The sequence below is a fragment of the Rhodococcus sp. LB1 genome, from assembly GCF_001583455.1.
Taxonomy (GTDB): Bacteria; Actinomycetota; Actinomycetes; order Mycobacteriales; family Mycobacteriaceae; genus Rhodococcus_F; species Rhodococcus_F opacus.
In genome coordinates this window covers 66,920-86,646 of the sequence record NZ_LTCZ01000430.1, presented here as the reverse complement: position 1 = coordinate 86,646, position 19,727 = coordinate 66,920, and the positions used below count along the sequence as shown (strand labels likewise).

Here is a 19,727-nt window from a genome sequence, read left to right as displayed (position 1 = left end):
GGGGGTGGTGCGGGACGAGCGGGTCGATCTGTTTCTCTTACGCTGCGACTGTCGCAACGTCGGGGTCGAGTTCGGCGTCGGACGCGCCGGGCTTGATGAATTCCTTGGCGCCGACGACGCACAGTGCGGCGACGACGACACCGGCGGCCAGCGCCACCAGGAACCACAGCAGGTTGCCGATGGCGAAGAAGACGAAGATTCCGCCGTGCGGTGCGCTGAGGGTGACGTTGAACGCCATGATCAGGGCGCCGGTGACGGCGCCGCCGGCCATCATCGAGGGAATGACGCGCAGCGGGTCGGCGGCAGCGAACGGAATGGCACCTTCGGAGATGAACGCCGAGCCGAGAAGCCAGGCCGCCTTGCCGTTCTCGCGTTCCGCCTCGCTGAACAGGCTGGGACGCAGGACGGTCGACGCGAGAGCCATCGCCAGCGGCGGGACCATGCCCGCAGCCATCACGGCGGCCATGATCCGCAGCGAGGCCTGATCGTTGACGTTGAGGCCGGCCACCGCGAACGCGTAGGCGGCCTTGTTCACCGGGCCACCGAGGTCGAAGCACATCATCAGGCCGAGGATGATGCCGAGGACGATGACGGAGCTGCCGGACAGGCCGTTGAGCCAGTTCGTGAGGCCCGACGTGATCTCGGCGAGCGGACGGCCCAGGACCAGGAACATGAGTGCGCCGACGATCAGCGTCGCGAACAGCGGGATGATCACCACCGGCATCAGGCCGCGCAACCACTGGGGAACCGGGATCCGGCTGATCCACAGCGCGACCACGCCGGCGATCAGACCACCGACGAGGCCTCCGATGAATCCGGCTCCGACGAAGACCGCCACGGCGCCCGCGGTGAAGCCCGGCGCCAGACCGGGCCGGTCGGCGATGGCGAAGGCGATGTAACCGGCCAGAGCGGGTACGAGGAAGCTGAACGCCAGCGATCCCAGTTGGAACAGCACCGCGCCCAGGTACGTCGCCAGGCCACCCTCGGGGAGTTGGCCGAGGGAGTTGCTGAGGACGATGTCCTCCGCGGGACCGGAGATCTCGTACCCGCCGAGCAGGAAGCCGAGGGCGATCAGCAGACCGCCGGCGGCGACGAACGGGATCATGTAGCTGACACCGGTGAGCAGCACCTGGCGCAGGTGGGTGCCCCAGCCGATCGATCCGGCCGGCTCGTCCCCCGCGCTGCCGGCGCTACCCGCGTCCACGGTGGCCGCGGACGGGTTCATGCCCGCGCGCAGTGCCTCGGTGATCATGGTGTCGGGCTCGTTGATGGCGCGTTTGACGCCCGACGCCACCACCGGCTTGCCTGCGAAGCGTTCCTTGCCCTTCACCCCGACATCGGTGGCGAAGATGACGGCGGACGCGCCCGCGATCACTCCCGGTGCCAGCGGTGTGCTTCCGCTCGAACCCTGGGTCTCCACGTGGACGACGACGCCTGCGCGTTCGCCGGCGGCGACGAGGGAGTCGGCGGCCATGTACGTGTGGGCGATGCCGGTCGGGCAGGCCGTGACGGCGACGATGTGCTTCGGTCCCTCTTCGGGCTCGGGTTCCTTCTCCGGGGCGACCGGTTCGGGCGTCGGAGCCGGGGCCGCTGTGGGTGCTGCGGGTGCTGCGGCCGCAGGTGCTGCTGCTGCGGGAGCCGCGGCAGCGGGAGTGGCGGCGGGTGCGGGTGCCAGGACGTCGTTCACCAGGGTGACGATCTCGGCGGGGGTCTTCGCATCACGGAGTGACCCGACGAAGGCGGGGCGCACCAGCGCCCGCGCGAGCGAGGAGAGCAGCTTCATGTGCTCCGCGCCCGCACCCTCGGGCGCGGCGATGAGGAACACGAGATCTGCGGGTCCGTCGGGGGCGCCGAAGTCGACCTTCGGGGCGAGCCGGGCGAATCCGAGGGACGCCGCTACGACGGCTTCGGAACGGCAGTGGGGGATCGCGATCCCACCAGGAAGTCCCGTGGCCGATTGTGATTCACGCGCCAGTGCGGCGTCGCGGAGAGCGTCAGCCTCGGTGGCGCGACCGGCGTCGGCCAGACGCCGGGAGAGCGCGGAGATCACGTCCTCCTTGGAGGCTCCGAGGTCGGTGTCCAGGGAGATCAGATCTTCGCTGATGATCTGCGGCCCCGAATCGCGGTCGGGTGTCGAGTGAGACATGGTGTTTCCTTCTGGTTCAGGCCGGATCGGGGGCGGGGGAGCTGAGGGCGGTGACAGTGACGGCGTCGATGTCGACGTGTTCGGGAGTCGGCAGGGTGGTGCCGGGAAGGGCGGCCGCCGCGCTGCCGTAGGCGACGGCGGATCGGAGGCAGTCCGCGGGCGTCGCGCCGGACATCTGGGCTGCCAGGTAGCCCGCCAGCGACGAATCGCCGGCGCCGACGGTGCTGCGGGCAACGATCGGTGGTGGCGTGGCCCACCAGGCTCCGGCCTCCGTCACGAGAACCGCACCCGCGGCGCCGAGCGTGGCGAGGACGGCTTCGACCCCGCGATCCACGAGTTGCCTGCCGGCATGGGCGGTGGCCGTCGGGTCCCCGCGCAGCGCGGACTCCTCGAGCAACTGCCCGTCGGCGCCGGTGAGCTGTGCGAGTTCCTCGCTGTTCGGTTTCACGAGGTCGGGGGCGGCCGCGGGGAACCGTTCCGCGAGCGCGCGCAGCGGGGCGTCCGACGTGTCGACGGCGACCCGGCACGACGCCGAGCGGAGTGCCTCGACGAGGGTGGCGTACCAGTCGGTGGGAATGCCCGGGGGTAGGGAACCGGACAGCACCACCCACTCTGCCCGGGACCCGCGTTCGATGATCTCCGACTGCAGATCGGCGAGGGACTCGGCCGACATGACGACGCCGGGTTCGTTGACCTTGGTGGTGGTGCCGTCGGGTTCGGTGATGGTGATGTTGGTGCGCGCCGGACCGGACGTCGCCACGGTCACGTGCGCGATCCCGTGCTCGGACAGGGCGGTGAGCAGGGGATCACCCTCGTTGCCCGGGAGTACCGCGACAGCGGCGACGCCGGCCGACGTGAGCGCGCGGGCGACGTTGACGCCCTTGCCTCCGGGGTCGCTGTGGGTGGCGGCTGCGCGCAGAACGGTTCCTCGTTCGAGGCGCCCCGCCAGGTTGACGGTGCGGTCGATGCTCGGATTGGCGGTCAGCGTGACGATCATGCGATCACCACCTCGATTCCCTGGTCGTGGAAGTGGGCTCGGTCTGCGGAACTGATGTCGGCGTCGGTGACGAGGATGTCGACGCTGTGGATGGGGGCGAAGCTCACGAGGTGCTCCCGGCCGACCTTCGACGAGTCGGCGACCACGACGACGTGGTTGGCGCACCGGACCATCGCGCGCTTGACCGCGGCCTCCTCGCTGTCCGGTGTGGACAAGCCGTGGCCGACGCTGAGCGCGTTGGTGCCGATGAACGCGACGTCGACGCGGAGGACGTCGAGGATGCGCAGCGCCTCCTCTCCGACGGCGGCCTGCGTGATGCCGCGCACCCGGCCGCCCAGCATGTGGAGCGTCACCGAATTGAGCCCCGCGAGCCGGGCTGCGATCGGCACGGAGTTGGTGATCACGGTGAGGTCCAAATCGGACGGGAGTTCCGGGATGATGCGCCCCGTCGTGGTTCCCGCGTCGAACAGCACGCTGCCCCCGGACGGCGGCAGGTAGGCGGCGGCGCGCTTGGCGATCCGGTCCTTCTGCTCGGCGCGGGTGTGATCGCGCTCCGTCATGCCGGGCTCGGTGACGGTGAGGGATCCCGCGGGCACCGCGCCGCCGTGCACGCGGCGGACGTGGCCGAGACGCTCGAGAAGAGCGAGGTCACGGCGCACGGTCTCGGTGGTGACGCCGAACGTGTCGGAGAGGTCCGCGACCGACATGCGTCCCCGTTGCGAGATCAGCGTGGTGACCGCTTGCTGGCGTTCTTCCGGATACACCGTGACCCCGTTCCTGTTCTCGTCGATGAACTGTTCGGTGACGTGATCCGTTATGGTCTGCATCACACGAAATGTTGTGTCATGTTGTTTTACGCCCGAGTGTGTTGACATGTCAAGAGTTGAGAGTAATCTCCGTCACATAGTCGATTCGCATTTCCGACTGTGTGAAGACAGAACGAGCCGGCCAGGAGGACCCGATGACCGAAGACCGTGAAATCGTGCGAGGTACGCCGGTGGTACCCGGCATTGCCTACGCGCCGGTGATCTGGCCGGCTCCGCGGCCGGAGGTCGCACCCGGATCGGCCCGGATCGACGAGGCGTCGCGCGAGGCGGAGAAGGTCCGCTTCGAGGAAGCGGCCGCCGTCGTGTCACAGCGTCTCCGCGACCGCGCGGCGAGCGTCTCCGGCGCCGCGGCAGAGGTGCTGCAGGCGAACGCGGCGATGGCTGCCGACCGCGGCTGGCTCGGTGCCGCGCAGAAGCTGATCGCCGGTGGAACCCCGGCCGAGGAAGCGGCGGCCGAGGCCACCGAGCAGTTCGCCACCCTGTTCACCAAGATGGGCGGGCTGATGGCCGAACGGGTGACCGACCTGCGCGACATCCGGGACCGGGTCGTGTCCGAACTCCTCGGTCTGCCCGAACCCGGCATCCCCGTGCCCACGACACCGTCGATCCTGTGTGCCCAGGACCTCGCGCCCGCCGACACCGCCGGTCTCGATCCCGAGCTGATCGTCGGACTCGTGACCGTCCTCGGCGGCCCGACGAGCCACACCGCGATCATCTCGCGGCAGCTGGGCATTCCGTGTGTCGTCGCGGTGCGTGATCTCGAATCCGTCGTCGCGGGCACCCCCGTCCTCCTCGACGGGTCGGCGGGCGAACTCGTGGTCGAACCGGATCCCGTCGAGGCCCGCGCCGCCGTGGAACACGGCCGCGCCGAACGGATCCGCATCCAGTCGTGGGAAGGACCCGGCCGCACGAGCGACGGACATCCCGTGTCGATTCTGGCCAACGTTCAGGACGGGGCCGGTGCGCGGTCGGCCGCCACGACCGCCGCCGAGGGCGTCGGACTGTTCCGCACCGAGTTGTGCTTCCTGGACCGCGATTCCGAGCCCGGCGTCGACGAGCAGGCCGAGATCTACGGTGAGGTGCTCGACGCGTTCGCCGGCCGGAAGGTGGTGATCCGGACGCTCGACGCGGGTTCGGACAAGCCGCTGCGCTTCGCCAACCACGCCGAAGAGGCGAACCCGGCGCTCGGGGTCCGCGGAATCCGGATCGCCGAACAGAACCCGGGAATCCTCAGCAGGCAACTCGACGCCGTCGCCGCCGCGGCGAAGCAGACGCAGTCGCAGCCGTGGGTGATGGCGCCGATGATCTCGACTCCCGCCGAGGCCGAATCCTTCGCGGCGGAGGTCCGCGCTCGCGGACTCGTGCCCGGCGTGATGGTCGAGGTACCGGCCGCCGCGCTTCTGGCCGACCGCCTCCTGCGCCACGTAGACTTCTTGTCCATCGGCACGAACGACCTCGCGCAGTACACGATGGCCGCCGACCGGATGTCCTCCGACCTGGCATCGCTCACCGACCCCTGGCAACCGGCGGTCCTCGCGCTCGTCGCCCGCACGGCCGAGGCCGGCATCGCGGCGGGCAAACCGGTCGGCGTGTGCGGCGAGGCGGCCGCCGACCCGCTGCTTGCGTGCGTGCTGATCGGACTCGGGGTCACGTCGCTGTCCTGCGCCGGTGCCGCCGTGTCCGGTGTCGGGGCACAGGTGGGATCGGTCTCGCTGGACGACTGCCGTCGTGCCGCCGGGGACGTGCTCGCCACGAGTGATCCCGCGGAGGCGCGGGCCGCGGCGGTACGGGTGCTCGGCGCGTAGTCCCGGTTTGCCGCGGGATCCGGTCCCGAAGGCGCGAAACTCCCAGATCGTGCCTACTATTGGCGAACTGTGACGAAAAGACAAACCGACGCCCCCGACGGTCCGGCCGGCGGCTCTGCCGGCCCGTCCACCCCCGCGCGGGTGTTCGGGTGGACGCTGCACGGCGACGGCAGGCGGATCGGTGAGGGTGAGGTGGTCGCTCCCGGCGAGCGTCTCACCTGGCCGCGCACGGTCGGAATCGGGATGCAGCACGTCATCGCGATGTTCGGCGCCACCCTCCTGGTGCCGACCATCACCGGGTTTCCGGTCACCACGACACTGCTGTTCTCGGGTGTCGGGACGGCCCTGTTCCTGCTCATCACCCGCGGCCGCATCCCCAGCTATCTCGGGTCGTCGTTCGCGTTCATCGCGCCGCTGACGGCGTCGCAGAGTTCGGGTCCCGCCGCGCAACTCGGCGGTGTCGCCGCCGCGGGTCTGTTGCTGCTCGTGGTGGGCATCGCGGTGAAGCTGGCCGGATCGCGGGTCATCGACGCCGTCATGCCGCCCGTCGTCACCGGCGCCGTGGTCGCCCTGATCGGGCTCAATCTCGCACCCACCGCGGTGGATTCGTTCGAATCGCAACCGCTGATCGCCGGGGTGACCCTGCTGGCGATCCTGCTCGTGACAGTGCTCGGTCCGGGACTGCTGGGCCGTCTCGGCATCCTCGTCGGTGTCGTCGTCGGCTGGGTGTTCGCCGCCGTGATCGGCGGGCTCGCCGACGAGCGGGTCACAGCGCTGCGGGAGGCGGCGTGGTTCGGTGTGCCCGAACTGCGGGGACCGACGTTCGAATGGTCCGTGATCGCGCTGACCCTGCCGGTGGTCATCGTCCTGATCGCCGAGAACGTCGGCCACGTCAAGGCGGTGTCGGCCATGACGGGTCGTTCGCTCGACGACGTCGCCGGCGACGCCCTCGTCGCGGACGGCCTGGCCACCACCCTCGCCGGATTCGGCGGCGGCTCCGGAACCACCACGTACGCCGAGAACATCGGAGTCATGGCCGCGACACGGGTCTACTCCACCGCCGCCTACTGGGTCGCGGCCGCCACCGCCGTGGTCCTCGCGTTCTCACCGAAGTTCGGCGCCCTCGTGTTCACCGTGCCGAACGGTGTCATCGGCGGCGCCACCCTCGTGCTGTACGGACTGATCGGTGTCCTCGGTGTGCGCATCTGGATGGACGCCGAAGTGGATTTCACCGACCCCGTGAACCTCACCGTGGTCGCCGCGGCGCTCGTCGCCGGCATCGGCGACCTGACGCTGACGATCGGATCCGTGGAACTCGGTGGCATCGCGTGGGGTTCGGTCGGCATCCTCGTCGCCTACCCGGTGATGCGCTCGCTCGCGCGGTTCCGCAAGCCCTGACACCGTGACCGGATGGGTCACGAATCCCGATCACCTGGGTCATTCACCACGTAGTTCCTCGCCTCTACCGTCGAACGAGACGGACCCAGATAGTTGATACGAGGAGTCGGCGTGGAGCGCACCCTGTTCGAACCGGAGCACGAATTGTTCCGGGAGTCGTACCGCAAGTTTCTCGCACAGCACGCCGAGCCGAACCACACCAAGTGGGAAGAGCAGAACATCGTCGACCGCAGCCTGTGGGTCGAGGCCGGCAAGCAGGGCTTCCTCGGCATGGCCGTGCCGGAGGAATTCGGTGGCGGCGGCGTGCGCGACTTCCGGTACAACGCGATCGTCACCGAGGAGACCACCCGCGGCGGCTACAGCGGCATCGGCTTCACCCTGCACAACGACGTCGTCGCGCCGTACCTGCTCGAACTGAGCAACGAGGAGCAGAAGCAGCGCTGGCTGCCCGGCTTCGCGTCGGGTGAACTGATCACGGCCATCGCGATGACCGAACCGGGCACGGGCAGCGACCTGCAGGGCATCAAGACCCGCGCCGTGCGCGACGGCGACGACTGGGTCCTCAACGGTTCCAAGACCTTCATCACCAACGGCATCAACGCAGACCTCGTGATCGTCGTCGCGTGTACCGATCCCGACAAGGGGGCACAGGGATTCAGTCTCCTGGTCGTCGAACGGGACATGCCGGGCTTCGAACGCGGCCGCAACCTCGACAAGATCGGTATGAAGGCACAGGACACCGCGGAACTCAGCTTCACCGATGTCCGCGTTCCCGCCGCCAACCTCCTCGGCGAGGAGGGGATGGGCTTCCTCTACCTGATGAAGAACCTTCCCCAGGAGCGGCTGTCGATCGCCGTGGTGGCCGCGGCCGCAATGGAATCGGCACTGGACATGACGATCCAGTACTGCCGCGACCGGAAGGCTTTCGGCAAGTCGATCGGCAGCTTCCAGAACACCCGCTTCGTGCTCGCCGAACTCGCCACCGAGGCAACGGCCGTCCGAGTCCTCGTCGACAAGTTCATCGAACTGCTCAACGACGAGAAGCTGTCGGTGCAGGAAGCGGCGATGGCCAAGTGGTGGACCACGGAGGCGCAGGTCCGGCTGATCGACCGGTGCCTGCAGCTGCACGGCGGCTACGGATACATGAAGGAGTATCCGATCGCCAAGGCGTACATGGATTCTCGTGTCCAGACCATATACGGCGGTACCACCGAGATCATGAAGGAAATCATCGGTCGCGGTCTCAATCTCTGACGAGGCACGACCTGCGTATCCGGGGTGGATGCGAGGAGGGCCCCACGGCAATTGCCGTGGGGCCCTCCTTGTGCCGGGACTAGATCTTGCGCATGACCGTGACGACCTTGCCCAGAATGACCGCGTCGTTGCCGGGGATCGGATCGAACAGCGGATTGTGCGGCATCAGCCACACCTCGTTCTCGGTGCGCTTGAACGTCTTGACGGTGGCTTCGCCGTCGATCATCGCTGCCACGATGTCTCCGTTCTCCGCCACGTTCTGCTGACGGACCACCACCCAGTCGCCGTCGCAGATCGCGGCATCGATCATCGATTCGCCGACGACCTTGAGTAGGAACAGCGAACCCTGGCCCACCAATTCGCGGGGAAGCGGGAAGACGTCCTCCACTGCTTCCTCGGCGAGGATCGGGCCACCGGCCGCGATCCGGCCGAGGACCGGGACGAACGTGGGTTCCGGCAGGGGTGCGCCGTCGGCGCCGGACTTGACCGCGGCCAACCCGACTGCGGCGCTCGCGTTCGCCGCGGCTCCCGCCGCCACCTCGTCGAGGCCGCGCACGTCCACGGCGCGCGGACGATTGGGATCCCGGCGGAGGAAGCCCTTCCGCTCCAGCGTGCGCAGCTGATGAGCGACGGACGAGGTGGAGGTGAGCCCCACGGCGTCGCCGATTTCGCGGATGCTCGGCGGATATCCGCGCTCGTTCACCGACGTGCGAATCACCTCGAGGACACGGCGCTGCCGGTCGGTCAACCCGGCGGCGGAGCCACCGCTCACACGTGGAGTCGAACCGTCGGTCGAGCTGTCGTCCTTCATGGCGAGGTGCCTCCGTCTGTATGTGGATCTTCTCGGTATGGGTCGCATGTGACTGCTGTGCCGCGTGACACGAATCTATCCCGCTTTCCTCGGAGTTTCAAACATCTGTTCGACACGTGTCGCGAGAAGTAGAGACATTGTCGGAGGGTCGTGGTAGAAATCGAACATGTGTTCTTTCGAACGCGTGATCGAACGCCCGGAGCGATCGGACGCCGACCGGGTCGGTAGCGGATACGACAACGGATCTGACAACGGATACGAGCAGCGGAGGTACCGATGAGCAACGCAGTTCTCCATCGGCAGGCAGTGCTGAACCGGCAGGCACTCGAACGGGGTGTCGTCCGTTCCGCGGCCGCACGGTCGTACCGGACCGAGCCGCGCCGCCGGCGCACCGACGGCGAGCTGCGGCGTCCCTCGTCCGGCGCCGTCGCGTACCGGCCCACCCACACCGGTGTCTCCCGCGCCGATCACGCGCGCGGGGCGAACGACGTCGGCTGGCGGATGGTGCTCGCGAGTGTCGTGATCACGGCGGGTGTGTTGTGCGGGCTCGTCGGGGTGGCTCAGCTGGCCACCACCGACGGTGTGAGCAACTCGGCGGCCACGGAGGTCGTGCAGGTGCAGCAGGGGGAGAGCCTGGCAGCGCTCGCGGCGCGGATCTCCCCGGAATTGCCGGTGGCACAGGTGGTCGAGCGGATCATGGAGCTGAACGCCATGTCCAATTCGGCGCTCCACCCGGGCCAGAGTCTGATCGTCCCGTCGTCCTCAACCCGGTGACGGGATGGCTCTGCATGTCTGTCCCATCGGGCGGCCGAGTAGTCTCGGATGCTGTCAGTCCCACCACTTCGTGTGGTCGCGTCGAGATCGTGCATCCGCTGCGTGAATCCGTTTTCGTCGGTTCGCCATCGGGGGAGGCGAACAGTTGCGGCCACGACGGCTACGACGAAGGAATCGCCATGCACTGCCCGTTCTGCCGGCACCCCGATTCACGTGTGGTCGATTCGCGAGAAGCCGACGAAGGACAGGCTATCCGTCGCCGCCGTTCGTGCCCCGAGTGTGGTCGCCGATTCACCACCGTCGAGACCGCTGTGCTGTCGGTGGTCAAGCGCAGTGGTGTCACCGAACCGTTCAGTCGGGAGAAGGTGGTGCGGGGTGTGCGCCGCGCCTGCCAGGGCCGGCAGGTAGACAACGATGCACTGAATCTTCTTGCCCAGCAGGTCGAAGACGCGGTCCGGGCGTCGGGCTCTGCGGAGATCCCGAGCAACGAGGTCGGCCTCGCCATTCTCGGTCCGCTTCGTGATCTCGACGAGGTGGCGTACCTGCGCTTCGCGTCCGTGTACCGGTCTTTCAGCTCCGCCGAGGACTTCGCCCGCGAGATCAAAGAGCTACGCGAACACCGCGAATCCCGGGACGACGCCTGACCCTGCGCGTCAGCGCACCTTTTCCATGGCCCTGCGCGTCAGCGCACCTTCTCCATGGCCCTGCACGTCAGCGCACCTTCTCCATGGCACTGAGCACGCGCTTCTCCGAGACCGGGATGGGTGTCCCGAGTGTTTGAGCGAACAGGCTGACGCGCAACTCCTCGATCATCCAGTGAATCGCATCGACTTCGGGTGAGTGCTGTCGTTCTTCCGGCAGGCCCGCGAGCATGCGTTCGTATCCGGCGTACACCCGGTCGAGGACGTCCATCCCCTTCTGGTCGCGCGGTGCGCTCCCGGGAAGGGCTTCGAGACGTGCCGCCGCGGCGGCGAGGTAGCGGGGCAGTTCGCGGAGGCGAGTGGCACCGATGTCGGCGACGAATCCGGGAAACAGCAGCGACTGCCGTTGTTCCCGCACGTCGTCGGCGGCCTCACCGGTGGCGCGTTCCAGCACGACGGCGAGCCGATGGTCCGCTTCGAGCACCGGTGACACCAGTCGCAGGAGCACCGCCACGTTCCGTGCCATCTCCGCGCGCGCCGTCGCCACGAGGGCGTCGAATTCCTGCGGTGTGCGCACCGGCGTGCCGTGTGCGGCGATCAGTTGGTTCGCGGCGGCGTTGCGGCAGTCGTCGATCAGGGCGTCGAGGCCGCCGTCGGGGTTCTGCCCGAGCGCCAGTCTCTGTGCGTTGCTCAGGCCGGACGTGACCGTCTTCGCCTGGGTGGGAACAGCGGCGAGCAGCAGCCGGCGCGTTCCGGCGCGCATGGCGGCTCGCTGCGCCGCGGCGGTGCTGAGCACGCGGACGGCGACACCGTCACCCTCCGGGACCAGGGCGGGGTAGCCGGTGACCTTCTGGCCGCCGAGTTCGCGCGTCACGGTGGCCTCGAGCGAACCGAGGGTGGCGGGGGTCCACGTGAGTGCGGGCGGCCGCTCCGAGTTCGAGGCCGCTTTCGCCACTTCCACCTGGACGCGGGGAGCGAGCGACTTGCGCAGCGACACGAGGTCCTTGTCCCGGCCGAGGACGGCACCCTTCTCGTCCACGGCCGCGAACGTCATGCGCAGATGGTCGGGGAGCGCGGTGACGTCGAAGTCCTTGGGATCGATGCGACAGGCCCCGAGCCGCGACAGTTCGCGTGCCATCGCTGTGGTGAGCGGTTCGGAGCGGGGCTTCACGGCGGCCAGCGCGGCGGCCGCGAAGTCCGGGGCCGGAACCACCTGTCGGCGAAGGGTCTTCGGGAGCGTCTTGATCAGGGCGGTGACCAGTTCGACGCGCATGCCGGGGACCAGCCAGTCGAAGCCGACCGGGCGCAGGCCCGCCAGCAGCGCGATCGGGATGCGGGCGGTGACGCCGTCGTCCTCGTTCCCGGGCTCGAACTGGTAGGTGAGGGGGAACTGCATGTCGCCCTGACGCCAGGCGTCGGGGTATTCGCCGCCGAGTACTGCGGCCGATTCGGCGTTGACGACCGTCGCCTGGGTGAACGTGAGCAGGTCGGGATTCTTGCGGCGGGCGACCTTCCACCAGGAGTCGAAATGTCGGGCCGAGACCGCTTCCGGGCCGACGCGCTGGTCGTAGAAGTCGTAGAGGGTGTCGTCGTCCACGAGGATGTCGCGCCTGCGGGCGCGATGTTCGAGTTCTTCGACGTCTTCGAGGAGTGCGCGGTTGGCGTGGAAGAACTTGTGCTGCGTCTGCCATTCGCCCTGCACCAGGGCGTGGCGGATGAACAGGTCCCGGGACGTTTCGGGGTCGATGGTGCTGTAGGTGACGGCACGCCGGGCGACGAGCGGGATGCCGTACAACGTGACGCGTTCGTAGGCCATGGCGGCGCCACGCTTCGACGACCAGTGCGGTTCGGAGTAGGTGCGTTTGACGAGGTGCGGCGCCAGCTTCTCGGCCCACTCGGGTTCGATTCTGGCCGACATCCGCGCCCACAGCCGGGACGTCTCGACCAGCTCGGCGGCCATGACCCATCGCGGGGGCTTCTTGAACAGGCTCGAGCCGGGGAAGACCGTGAATCGGCTTCCGCGGGCCCCGAGGAAGTCTCGTTTGTCACCCTCGCGGAGTCCGATGTGCGACAGCAGCCCCGCGAGCAGGGACTGGTGGATCGCCGCCTCACCGGCCGGGGTGTCGGTAGTGTCCCAGCCCAGCCCACGGGTGATCTGCCGGAGCTGACCGTGCAGGTCCTGCCATTCGCGGATGCGCAGCCAGTGCAGGAACTCGTTTCGGCACATCTTCCGGAACTGGTTGGACGACAACTCGTTCCGCTGCTCGCGCAGGTACTTCCACAGTTCGAGGAACGCGAGGAAGTCGGAGTTCTCCACGGTGAACCGGGCGTGCTTCTCGTCGGCTGCCTGCTGGAATTCGGCGGGACGTTCCCGCACGTCCTGGATCGAGAGGGCGGAGACGATGACCAGCACCTCGGACAGGCAGCCGTTCCGGTGTGCCTCGACGAGCATCCGGGCCATGCGCGGATCGACGGGGATCTGCGCGAGTTCGCGTCCGACCGCGGTGAGGACGGGCTGCTCGTCCTGGGCTTTCCGTTCGATGGCCCCGAGTTCCTCGAGCAGGCCGATGCCGTCGCGGACGGCCCGCGGGTCGGGCGGCTGGACGAACGGGAACGCGGCGATGTCGCCGAGGCCGAGCGCCGTCATCTGCAGGATGACGGACGCGAGGTTGGTGCGCAGGATCTCCGGTTCGGTGAACGCGGGCCGCGCCTCGAAGTCCTCTTCCGAGTAGAGGCGGATGCAGATGCCTTCGGCCACACGGCCGCAACGCCCGGAACGCTGGCGGGCGGATGCCTGTGAGATCGGTTCGATGGGCAGCCGCTGCACCTTGGTGCGCACCGAGTAGCGGGAGATGCGGGCGGTTCCCGGGTCCACGACGTACCGGATGCCGGGCACGGTGAGGGAGGTTTCCGCGACGTTCGTCGACAGCACGACCCTCCGCCCGGTGTGGGGCGTGAACACCTTGTGCTGTTCCGCCGCCGACAGCCGGGCGTAGAGGGGCACGATCTCGGTGCCGCGCAGTCTGCGGTCGCGGAGCGCGTCGGCGGTGTCGCGGATCTCCCGTTCGCCGGAGAGGAAGACCAGGATGTCGCCGTCGCCCTCGCCGGAGAGCTCCTCGACCGCCTCGCACACCGCGTCGACGGGGTCGCGGTCGAAGGTCTGGTCGCCCACTTCCACCGTGAGTGGGCGGTACCGCATCTCGACGGGGAATGTGCGCCCGGACACCTCGACGATCGGCGCGGGCACCCCGTCGGTGGCGAAGTGCTGCGCGAAGCGTTCCGGATCGATCGTGGCCGACGTGATGATCACTTTCAGATCGGGCCGGCGGGGGAGAAGCTGTCGCAGGTATCCGAGGATGAAGTCGATGTTGAGGCTGCGTTCGTGGGCCTCGTCGATGATCAGCGTGTCGTACCGGCGCAGCATCCGATCGCGTTGGATCTCGGCGAGCAGGATTCCGTCGGTCATCAGTTTCACCAGCGTGCCGTCCGACACCTGGTCGGTGAATCGCACGGTGTAGCCGACGGTCTCACCGAGTTCGCCGCGGAGTTCCTCCGCGATCCGTTCGGCGACGGTCCGCGCCGCGAGACGGCGGGGCTGGGTGTGTCCGATGAGGCCGCGGACGCCGCGGCCGAGTTCGAGACAGATCTTCGGGATCTGCGTCGTCTTGCCGGATCCCGTCTCGCCGGCGACGATGACGACCTGGTTCTCGGAGATCGCCTTCGCGATGTCGTCGCGGCGCTGACTGACGGGCAGCGTGTCGGGGTAGTCGATGACGGGGACGCTGTCGAGTCTTCGTGTGATGCGTCCGCGTGCGGCGGCGATTTCGTCGGACAGGGACGCGAGTGCTTCGGGTGTGCGCGCACGGTCGAGTCGCCGGCGGAGCCGGTGTTCGTCGCGCAGTGTGAGTTCGCCGAGGCTGTTCTTCAGTTCCCGCCGGCTGGGTGCTGTGGTGGACATGCTGGACCCCAGCCTAGCCAACCCGGTGGATCGCCCTGTGCCGCGCCTGCCCGTGTGCGAATATCGGCGGATGGACGCTGCCGTCGTCACGGACCTGCGAGGTCAGAGGATCGTTCGGGTTCTGCGGGCGGTCTTCGCGGTCTACGGGCTGATCGCGTTGCTGTGGATTCCCCTCCGTAGCGCCGGCAGCGACGACTTCTCACTCGCCAACTACCTCAGCTACTTCACCATCGAGAGCAACATCCTCGCCGTCGTCGTCCTGCTCGTCGGGGCAATCCGGGATCCGCAGTCACGGAGCTGGCAGCTGTTCCGGGGCGCGACCACGCTGTACATGGTCATCACCGGAATCGTGTACGCCGTGCTGCTGGCGAACATCGACGTCATGCTGCAGGACGCCTGGATCAACACGGCCCTGCACCGTCTGCTGCCGCTCGTCGTGCTGCTCGACTGGGTGGTGGCCCCGTCCCGGGTGCGGATCTCCGAGGCGCAGAGCCTCAGCTGGCTGGTCTTCCCGGCCGTGTACGGCGCCTATTCCCTGATACGGGGTCCGATCGTCGACTGGTACCCGTACCCGTTCCTGGACCCCCGGCAGCAGGGGTACCTCCAGCTCGCCGTCACAGCGGTCGTGTTTTTGCCGGCGATGGCGTTGATGGCGCTCGCCGTGAACGCGGTGGGACGTCTCGGTGCGCGCCGGCGGTACGACGAGGATCGGTAGCGGCGAAGGTGCGCGCAGACGATTCGCGGACCGCGCTATCCTCCACAACGACAGGCGTCCGCGCGATCATCCGTGACTTCGGCAACGGCTGGGAGACTATGTTCGACGAGTTCGCAGGCGAGACCTTCGACCTGCTCGGCCGCGACCGCGGCAGTGTCGTGGCCGCCGACGACGGTGTGCCGCTCGCGGTGCGCGAGGTGGGTCCGGCGTTCGCCCCCTTGACGGTGGTGTTCGTCCACGGCTTCTGCAACCGGATGACCGGCTGGCACTTCCAGCGGGTTCAGCTCGAGGAGGCGTGGGGTTCGACGATTCGCATGGTGTTCTTCGACCTGCGGGGGCACGGCGACTCCGGGGTGCCGCGGCGCGCCACCTGCACCATTCCGCATCTCGCGCAGGACGTCGACGCCGTGATCCGTGCGCTCGTGCCGGAGGGGCCGATCGTGCTGGTCGGCCATTCGATGGGCGGTATGGCGGTCCTGTCGTACGTCGGACAGCATCCCGATCTGATCGGTTCCCGCGTCGTCGGGGTGGGTCTGATCGCCACCGCTGCGGAGAAGCTGGGTGACGTGGGGCTCGCGCGGACCCTCAACACGCCGGTGGTTGCCGGATTCAGCACCGCTGCCCGGCACCTGCCCCGGGTCGTCCAGAGCGGTCGCGGCGCGAGCAAGAGGGTGCTCGCGCCGATCCTGAGGTCGGCGTCGTTCGGTGACCGCAGCATCAGCCCGGCGATCATGTGGCACTCCGAGCAGATGATCAACGACACGTCCCTCAAGACACTCGTCGACTTCCTGCCGTCGTTCAAGAATCACGACGAGACGGCGGCGGTGCCATTGCTCGCACCCATCGAGACGCTGGTGGTGTGCGGCGACCGCGACCTCCTGACCCCCTTCCGGTATTCGAAGGCGATCGCCGGGCATCTGCCCGACGCGGAACTGGTGAAGGTTCCCGGTGCGGGGCACATGGTGCAGTTGGAGCGCGCGGAGCTCGTGTCGGACGCGATCGATCGTCTCCTCACCCGTTCGGTCGAGGCCCTTCCCACGCCGAGTGCCTGGAGCGAGTGGGTCCGGGTGGCGACGGATTACGTGGACCACGCACGGCACTGGGTCGCCCACGGCGGGCCCGCCGCCTGGTGGCGAGGGCTACGTGGTCGTCCCGTCGTCGGCCCCACGTTCCGGTAGCACGCAGAATTCGTTGCCCTCGGGGTCTGCGAGGACCACCCAGGGAACGTTCGGGTCGTCGCTCAGCCGACGTGCGCCGAGCGAGAGGAGCCGCCGGACCTCCTCGTCGCGGGTACCGGACGACGGCGCGATGTCGAGGTGCAGGCGGTTCTTCCCGGACTTCGGGTCGTCGACGGGCTGGAACACCAGTGACGGGGACCCCGGTGCATTCGATTCGACGTACTCGAGCCCGTACGAGTCCTTCCATCGGCGGGTCGACGGGTAGCCCAGGGCGTCGCACCAGAATCGTGACAGTGATTCCGCGTCACGGCAGTCGACGGCGATGGCGATGATTCGGCTGGTCATGGGTTGCGAATACCCGCGCGACGGTGGTCGCACACTGTCACGGGGACGGCTCGGGCGCGCCTTCGTGACGTCTCTGTAAACGGCAAACGCGCGACAACACGTGCCACTCGGGCCACAATGAGTGAACGCGAAACCGGCCCGAGGAGACGGGATCACATGGCATCTGCGAATTCGTCAGCCGAGCAGGAAACCCTCCCACCAGGTGTTCTCCGTCGCGCGATCGCGGCGTCGGCGATGGGTAACGCCACCGAATGGTTCGACTACGGCGTCTACGCGTTCACCGTGTCGTACATCTCGGCCGCGTTCTTCCCCGGCGACACCGGTTCGGCGACCCTGTACGCCCTGCTCGTGTTCGCGGTGTCGTTCGTCGTGCGCCCGCTCGGCGGCCTCGTGTGGGGTCCGCTGGGTGACCGGCTCGGACGCCGCCAGGTTCTGGCACTGACGATCATCCTCATGGCGGGTGCGACGTTCTGCGTGGGCCTCGTGCCGGGATACGACGTCATCGGTTTCTGGGCGCCCCTGCTGCTGGTGCTGCTGCGCATGATCCAGGGTTTCTCGACCGGCGGCGAATACGGCGGCGCGGCAACGTTCATGGCCGAGTACTCGCCGGACCGCAAGCGCGGTTTCTGCGGAAGTTTCCTCGAGTTCGGCACCCTCGGCGGGTACGCGCTGGGTGCAATCGTGGTCCTGGCGGTGGAGTTGTTCTCCAGCGATCCGTTCATGTCCACCTGGGGCTGGCGTATCCCGTTCCTGATCGCCGGACCGATGGGTCTGATCGGCCTCTACCTGCGGACCAAGCTCGAGGAGACACCCGTGTTCCGGGAACTGGACGCGGAGGGCGAGGTGGAGTCGACACCGACCCACGAGTTCAAGGATCTGGTGACCGAGTACTGGAAGCCGCTGCTGCTGCTCGGCGGCCTCGTCATCGCGTTGAACGTCACCAATTACACCCTGCTCAGTTACATGCCGACATATCTGGAGACACAGATCGGCCTGACGTCCACCGCGTCGCTGTCCCTGTTCATCGTCGGGCAGCTCGTGATGATGGCGGTCATTCCGTTCGCGGGCGGGTTGTCGGACCGGGTGGGCCGAAAACCGTTGTGGTACGGCTCGCTCGTGGGATTGATCGTGCTCGCCGTCCCGATGTACCTGCTGATGCGTCAGGGTTTCGGATGGGCGATCCTCGCGTTCGCGGTGCTCGGGTTGCTGTACGTCTTGCAGTTGTCCACGATTTCGGCGACGTTCCCGGCCATGTTCCCGACGCACGTGCGGTTCGCGGGTTTCGCCATCGCGTACAACGTGTCGACCTCGTTGTTCGGTGGCACCGCCCCCGCGGTCAACGAACTGCTCATCGAATGGACCGGCAACACGCTGATGCCGGCGTTCTACATGATGGCCGCGTGCGCGATCGGCCTCGTCGCGCTGTACTTCGTGGCCGAGACGGCGGGCGCGTCCATCCGTGGTCGCGGGATACCGGGAATCGACACGGAGCCACACCCCACCGCCCTGGCGGAAAAGTGATGCGTGTGGGTGTGCCCCTGACGCCTGTCAGGGCGCGCCGAACCCCCGACGTGCCGCCATCGCGCCGGCGAATGTGGTGGAAGCGATGGTGACCAGCGCGCCGAGGATCAGTGCCGAAGGCTCGCCTGGGCCCAGGAGATGCGATTGCGCACCGATCGCCGCCGCGGCCACGGGCACGCCGAGTTGAGCGGCGGCCAATACGCCGAGGGGCAGCGGCACACCGACCAGCCGTGTCAGGCAGTGGACGAGAACGGCAGCGAGGCCGAGCGCAACGCCGAGCAGTATCAAGGAGGGGTCCGCCCCGAGGTCCCGGACATTCAATGATGCGCCGAGCCAGACGAAGAACACCGGCCCGAAGAATCCTTCGGTGATCGAGAACAGCTGCTTGGCCAGGCGTCGCGGCTCGCCTACTGCCGCGATCACCAGTCCGAGGGCGAAACCGGCGAGCATGATCGACACGTGGGAGTGGACGGCCAACGCGGCCAGGAGACACAGGACCCCGAGATTGATCCGCAGTTCCAGTGCGAAGCCGCGTTCCTTGGACTCCTGATGCAGGCTGTGAAGCCAGCCGCGTCTGTCACTCGCACGGAGGACCGCGTAGAAGACGGCGGTCGCCCCCGTCACGGCTATCGCGCCTGCTGCGGCGCGTGGGGCCTGCGCCGGATCGATCACAAGCGGCAGAGCGACGATGCACGCGATGTCGGCAACCGCGACCTGGGCTACGGTCTGCACGATCGGTGTGCCCTCGAGCCCGAGCGAGTCGATCAGGGGTAGGACGAGCGCTGCGGACGACGACGCGATGAGGACCGCGTACAGAGCGGCGTGGCCGGTACCGAATGCCTGAGCGATCCCGAACCCTGCCAGAGTGGCACCGACACCGACGAGAACGGCCCGAACCACGCCTTTCGCCAGCGCAGGCCGGATGCGTGCGTCCCGGATCGGCACATGTGTGCCCGCCACGAACATGACGAGTGCGAAGCCGATGTCCGCGAGGAAGGTGAATGTGGGATCGCCGGGATCGAGGATGCGCAAACCCGTGGTGCCGAGGAGGATTCCGGCAAGCAACTCGCCGAGCACGACCGGTAGATGCCAGGTCCGGCGACTCGCGAGCAAGGGGCCGGCCAAAGCTGCGGCGGAGATCAGCGCGAGTACTTCGAAGGACATGCGTACGTCAGTTCGGCGCAGTCGAGCTCGACGGCGGGCACGGGGTCTTCCAGTTCTCGCGACATCTCACTCCGGGCATGGAGAGATTGTGCCTGCCGAAGCTCGCCGTCCGACTCCGATCGAGGCAAGGAGGTCGAGCCGACCAGGCGAGGGACGCGTGAGTCGGGCGAGGGGATTCCCAGGCCACATGGCA

Annotated in this window: 15 protein-coding genes; 8 read left to right on the top strand and 7 right to left on the bottom strand. The window is 68.1% G+C overall.

What is annotated here, in order from left to right; genetic code table 11:
- Positions 1-37 precede the first annotated feature (37 nt).
- The 3 genes from AZG88_RS45200 to AZG88_RS45190 are packed head-to-tail and all read right to left on the bottom strand — an operon-like array spanning position 38 to position 3,907.
- A complete protein-coding gene (locus AZG88_RS45200; protein ID WP_025432391.1) occupies positions 38-2,146 on the bottom strand; it encodes a PTS fructose transporter subunit IIABC in 2,109 nt (702 codons plus the stop codon).
- 16 nt (positions 2,147-2,162) lie between these two features.
- Positions 2,163-3,143: a 1-phosphofructokinase gene (gene pfkB / locus AZG88_RS45195; protein WP_005240767.1), complete on the bottom strand. Its 981-nt coding sequence runs from the start codon at positions 3,141-3,143 to the stop codon at positions 2,163-2,165.
- Complete coding sequence (locus AZG88_RS45190) at positions 3,140-3,907, bottom strand: DeoR/GlpR family DNA-binding transcription regulator (RefSeq protein ID WP_025432392.1); 768 nt, start codon at positions 3,905-3,907, stop codon at positions 3,140-3,142. The genes pfkB and AZG88_RS45190 overlap by 4 nt, the downstream gene beginning before the upstream one ends.
- Before the next feature lie 197 nt (positions 3,908-4,104).
- Between AZG88_RS45190 and ptsP the strand changes: the two genes are divergently transcribed.
- The 3 genes from ptsP (at position 4,105) to AZG88_RS45175 (ending at position 8,427) form a co-directional block, all read left to right on the top strand.
- A complete protein-coding gene (gene ptsP / locus AZG88_RS45185; protein ID WP_061701320.1) occupies positions 4,105-5,775 on the top strand; it encodes a phosphoenolpyruvate--protein phosphotransferase in 1,671 nt (556 codons plus the stop codon).
- Positions 5,776-5,844: 69 nt separating this feature from the next.
- A complete protein-coding gene (locus tag AZG88_RS45180; protein WP_231914424.1) occupies positions 5,845-7,173 on the top strand; it encodes a uracil-xanthine permease family protein in 1,329 nt (442 codons plus the stop codon).
- A gap of 111 nt (positions 7,174-7,284) precedes the next feature.
- Positions 7,285-8,427: an acyl-CoA dehydrogenase family protein gene (locus AZG88_RS45175; protein ID WP_005240771.1), complete on the top strand. Its 1,143-nt coding sequence runs from the start codon at positions 7,285-7,287 to the stop codon at positions 8,425-8,427.
- A 79-nt stretch (positions 8,428-8,506) separates the two neighbouring features.
- On the opposite strand, the gene lexA is transcribed toward AZG88_RS45175, so the two are convergent.
- Entirely contained in the window at positions 8,507-9,238 is a 732-nt protein-coding gene (gene lexA, locus AZG88_RS45170; RefSeq protein ID WP_009480043.1) for a transcriptional repressor LexA, read from the bottom strand.
- Positions 9,239-9,514: 276 nt separating this feature from the next.
- Here lexA and AZG88_RS45165 point away from each other — a divergent pair, with 276 nt between their 5' ends.
- Positions 9,515-10,012 (top strand): LysM peptidoglycan-binding domain-containing protein, encoded by a 498-nt coding sequence (locus AZG88_RS45165; protein WP_005240773.1) that lies wholly within the window; start codon positions 9,515-9,517, stop codon positions 10,010-10,012.
- Positions 10,013-10,191: 179 nt separating this feature from the next.
- Positions 10,192-10,656: a transcriptional regulator NrdR gene (nrdR, locus tag AZG88_RS45160; protein WP_015890458.1), complete on the top strand. Its 465-nt coding sequence runs from the start codon at positions 10,192-10,194 to the stop codon at positions 10,654-10,656.
- 67 nt (positions 10,657-10,723) lie between these two features.
- Here the strand turns inward: nrdR and hrpA are convergent, their stop codons facing one another.
- Positions 10,724-14,611, bottom strand: a complete 3,888-nt coding sequence (gene hrpA, locus AZG88_RS45155) for an ATP-dependent RNA helicase HrpA (RefSeq protein WP_061701319.1) — start codon at positions 14,609-14,611, stop codon at positions 10,724-10,726.
- 70 nt (positions 14,612-14,681) lie between these two features.
- Here hrpA and AZG88_RS45150 point away from each other — a divergent pair, with 70 nt between their 5' ends.
- Together AZG88_RS45150 and AZG88_RS45145 are read left to right on the top strand one after the other, a co-directional pair.
- Positions 14,682-15,326: a Pr6Pr family membrane protein gene (locus tag AZG88_RS45150; RefSeq protein ID WP_061701339.1), complete on the top strand. Its 645-nt coding sequence runs from the start codon at positions 14,682-14,684 to the stop codon at positions 15,324-15,326.
- Between the two features lie 8 nt (positions 15,327-15,334).
- Positions 15,335-16,504, top strand: a complete 1,170-nt coding sequence (locus AZG88_RS45145; RefSeq protein ID WP_231914423.1) for an alpha/beta fold hydrolase — start codon at positions 15,335-15,337, stop codon at positions 16,502-16,504.
- Here the strand turns inward: AZG88_RS45145 and AZG88_RS45140 are convergent.
- Positions 16,466-16,849, bottom strand: coding sequence for a VOC family protein (locus tag AZG88_RS45140; protein ID WP_025432396.1), 384 nt, complete (start codon positions 16,847-16,849; stop codon positions 16,466-16,468). The two genes, AZG88_RS45145 and AZG88_RS45140, sit on opposite strands and share 39 nt — an antisense overlap.
- A gap of 156 nt (positions 16,850-17,005) precedes the next feature.
- Here AZG88_RS45140 and AZG88_RS45135 point away from each other — a divergent pair, with 156 nt between their 5' ends.
- Positions 17,006-18,370, top strand: coding sequence for an MFS transporter (locus AZG88_RS45135; protein ID WP_005240779.1), 1,365 nt, complete (start codon positions 17,006-17,008; stop codon positions 18,368-18,370).
- Positions 18,371-18,397: 27 nt separating this feature from the next.
- Here AZG88_RS45135 and AZG88_RS45130 read toward each other — a convergent pair whose 3' ends face one another.
- Positions 18,398-19,534, bottom strand: coding sequence for a cation:proton antiporter (locus tag AZG88_RS45130; RefSeq protein WP_061701318.1), 1,137 nt, complete (start codon positions 19,532-19,534; stop codon positions 18,398-18,400).
- Between the last annotated feature and the right edge of the window lie 193 nt (positions 19,535-19,727).

Coding starts and splice junctions, on each gene's coding strand:
- nrdR (WP_015890458.1), top strand. CDS start 10,192: ATGCACTGCCCGTTCTGCCGGCACCCCGATTCACGTGTGGTCGATTCG.
- hrpA (WP_061701319.1), bottom strand. CDS start 14,611: ATGTCCACCACAGCACCCAGCCGGCGGGAACTGAAGAACAGCCTCGGC.
- AZG88_RS45130 (WP_061701318.1), bottom strand. CDS start 19,534: ATGTCCTTCGAAGTACTCGCGCTGATCTCCGCCGCAGCTTTGGCCGGC.
- pfkB (WP_005240767.1), bottom strand. CDS start 3,143: ATGATCGTCACGCTGACCGCCAATCCGAGCATCGACCGCACCGTCAAC.
- lexA (WP_009480043.1), bottom strand. CDS start 9,238: ATGAAGGACGACAGCTCGACCGACGGTTCGACTCCACGTGTGAGCGGT.
- AZG88_RS45150 (WP_061701339.1), top strand. CDS start 14,682: ATGGACGCTGCCGTCGTCACGGACCTGCGAGGTCAGAGGATCGTTCGG.
- ptsP (WP_061701320.1), top strand. CDS start 4,105: ATGACCGAAGACCGTGAAATCGTGCGAGGTACGCCGGTGGTACCCGGC.
- AZG88_RS45140 (WP_025432396.1), bottom strand. CDS start 16,849: ATGACCAGCCGAATCATCGCCATCGCCGTCGACTGCCGTGACGCGGAA.
- AZG88_RS45135 (WP_005240779.1), top strand. CDS start 17,006: ATGGCATCTGCGAATTCGTCAGCCGAGCAGGAAACCCTCCCACCAGGT.
- AZG88_RS45165 (WP_005240773.1), top strand. CDS start 9,515: ATGAGCAACGCAGTTCTCCATCGGCAGGCAGTGCTGAACCGGCAGGCA.
- AZG88_RS45200 (WP_025432391.1), bottom strand. CDS start 2,146: ATGTCTCACTCGACACCCGACCGCGATTCGGGGCCGCAGATCATCAGC.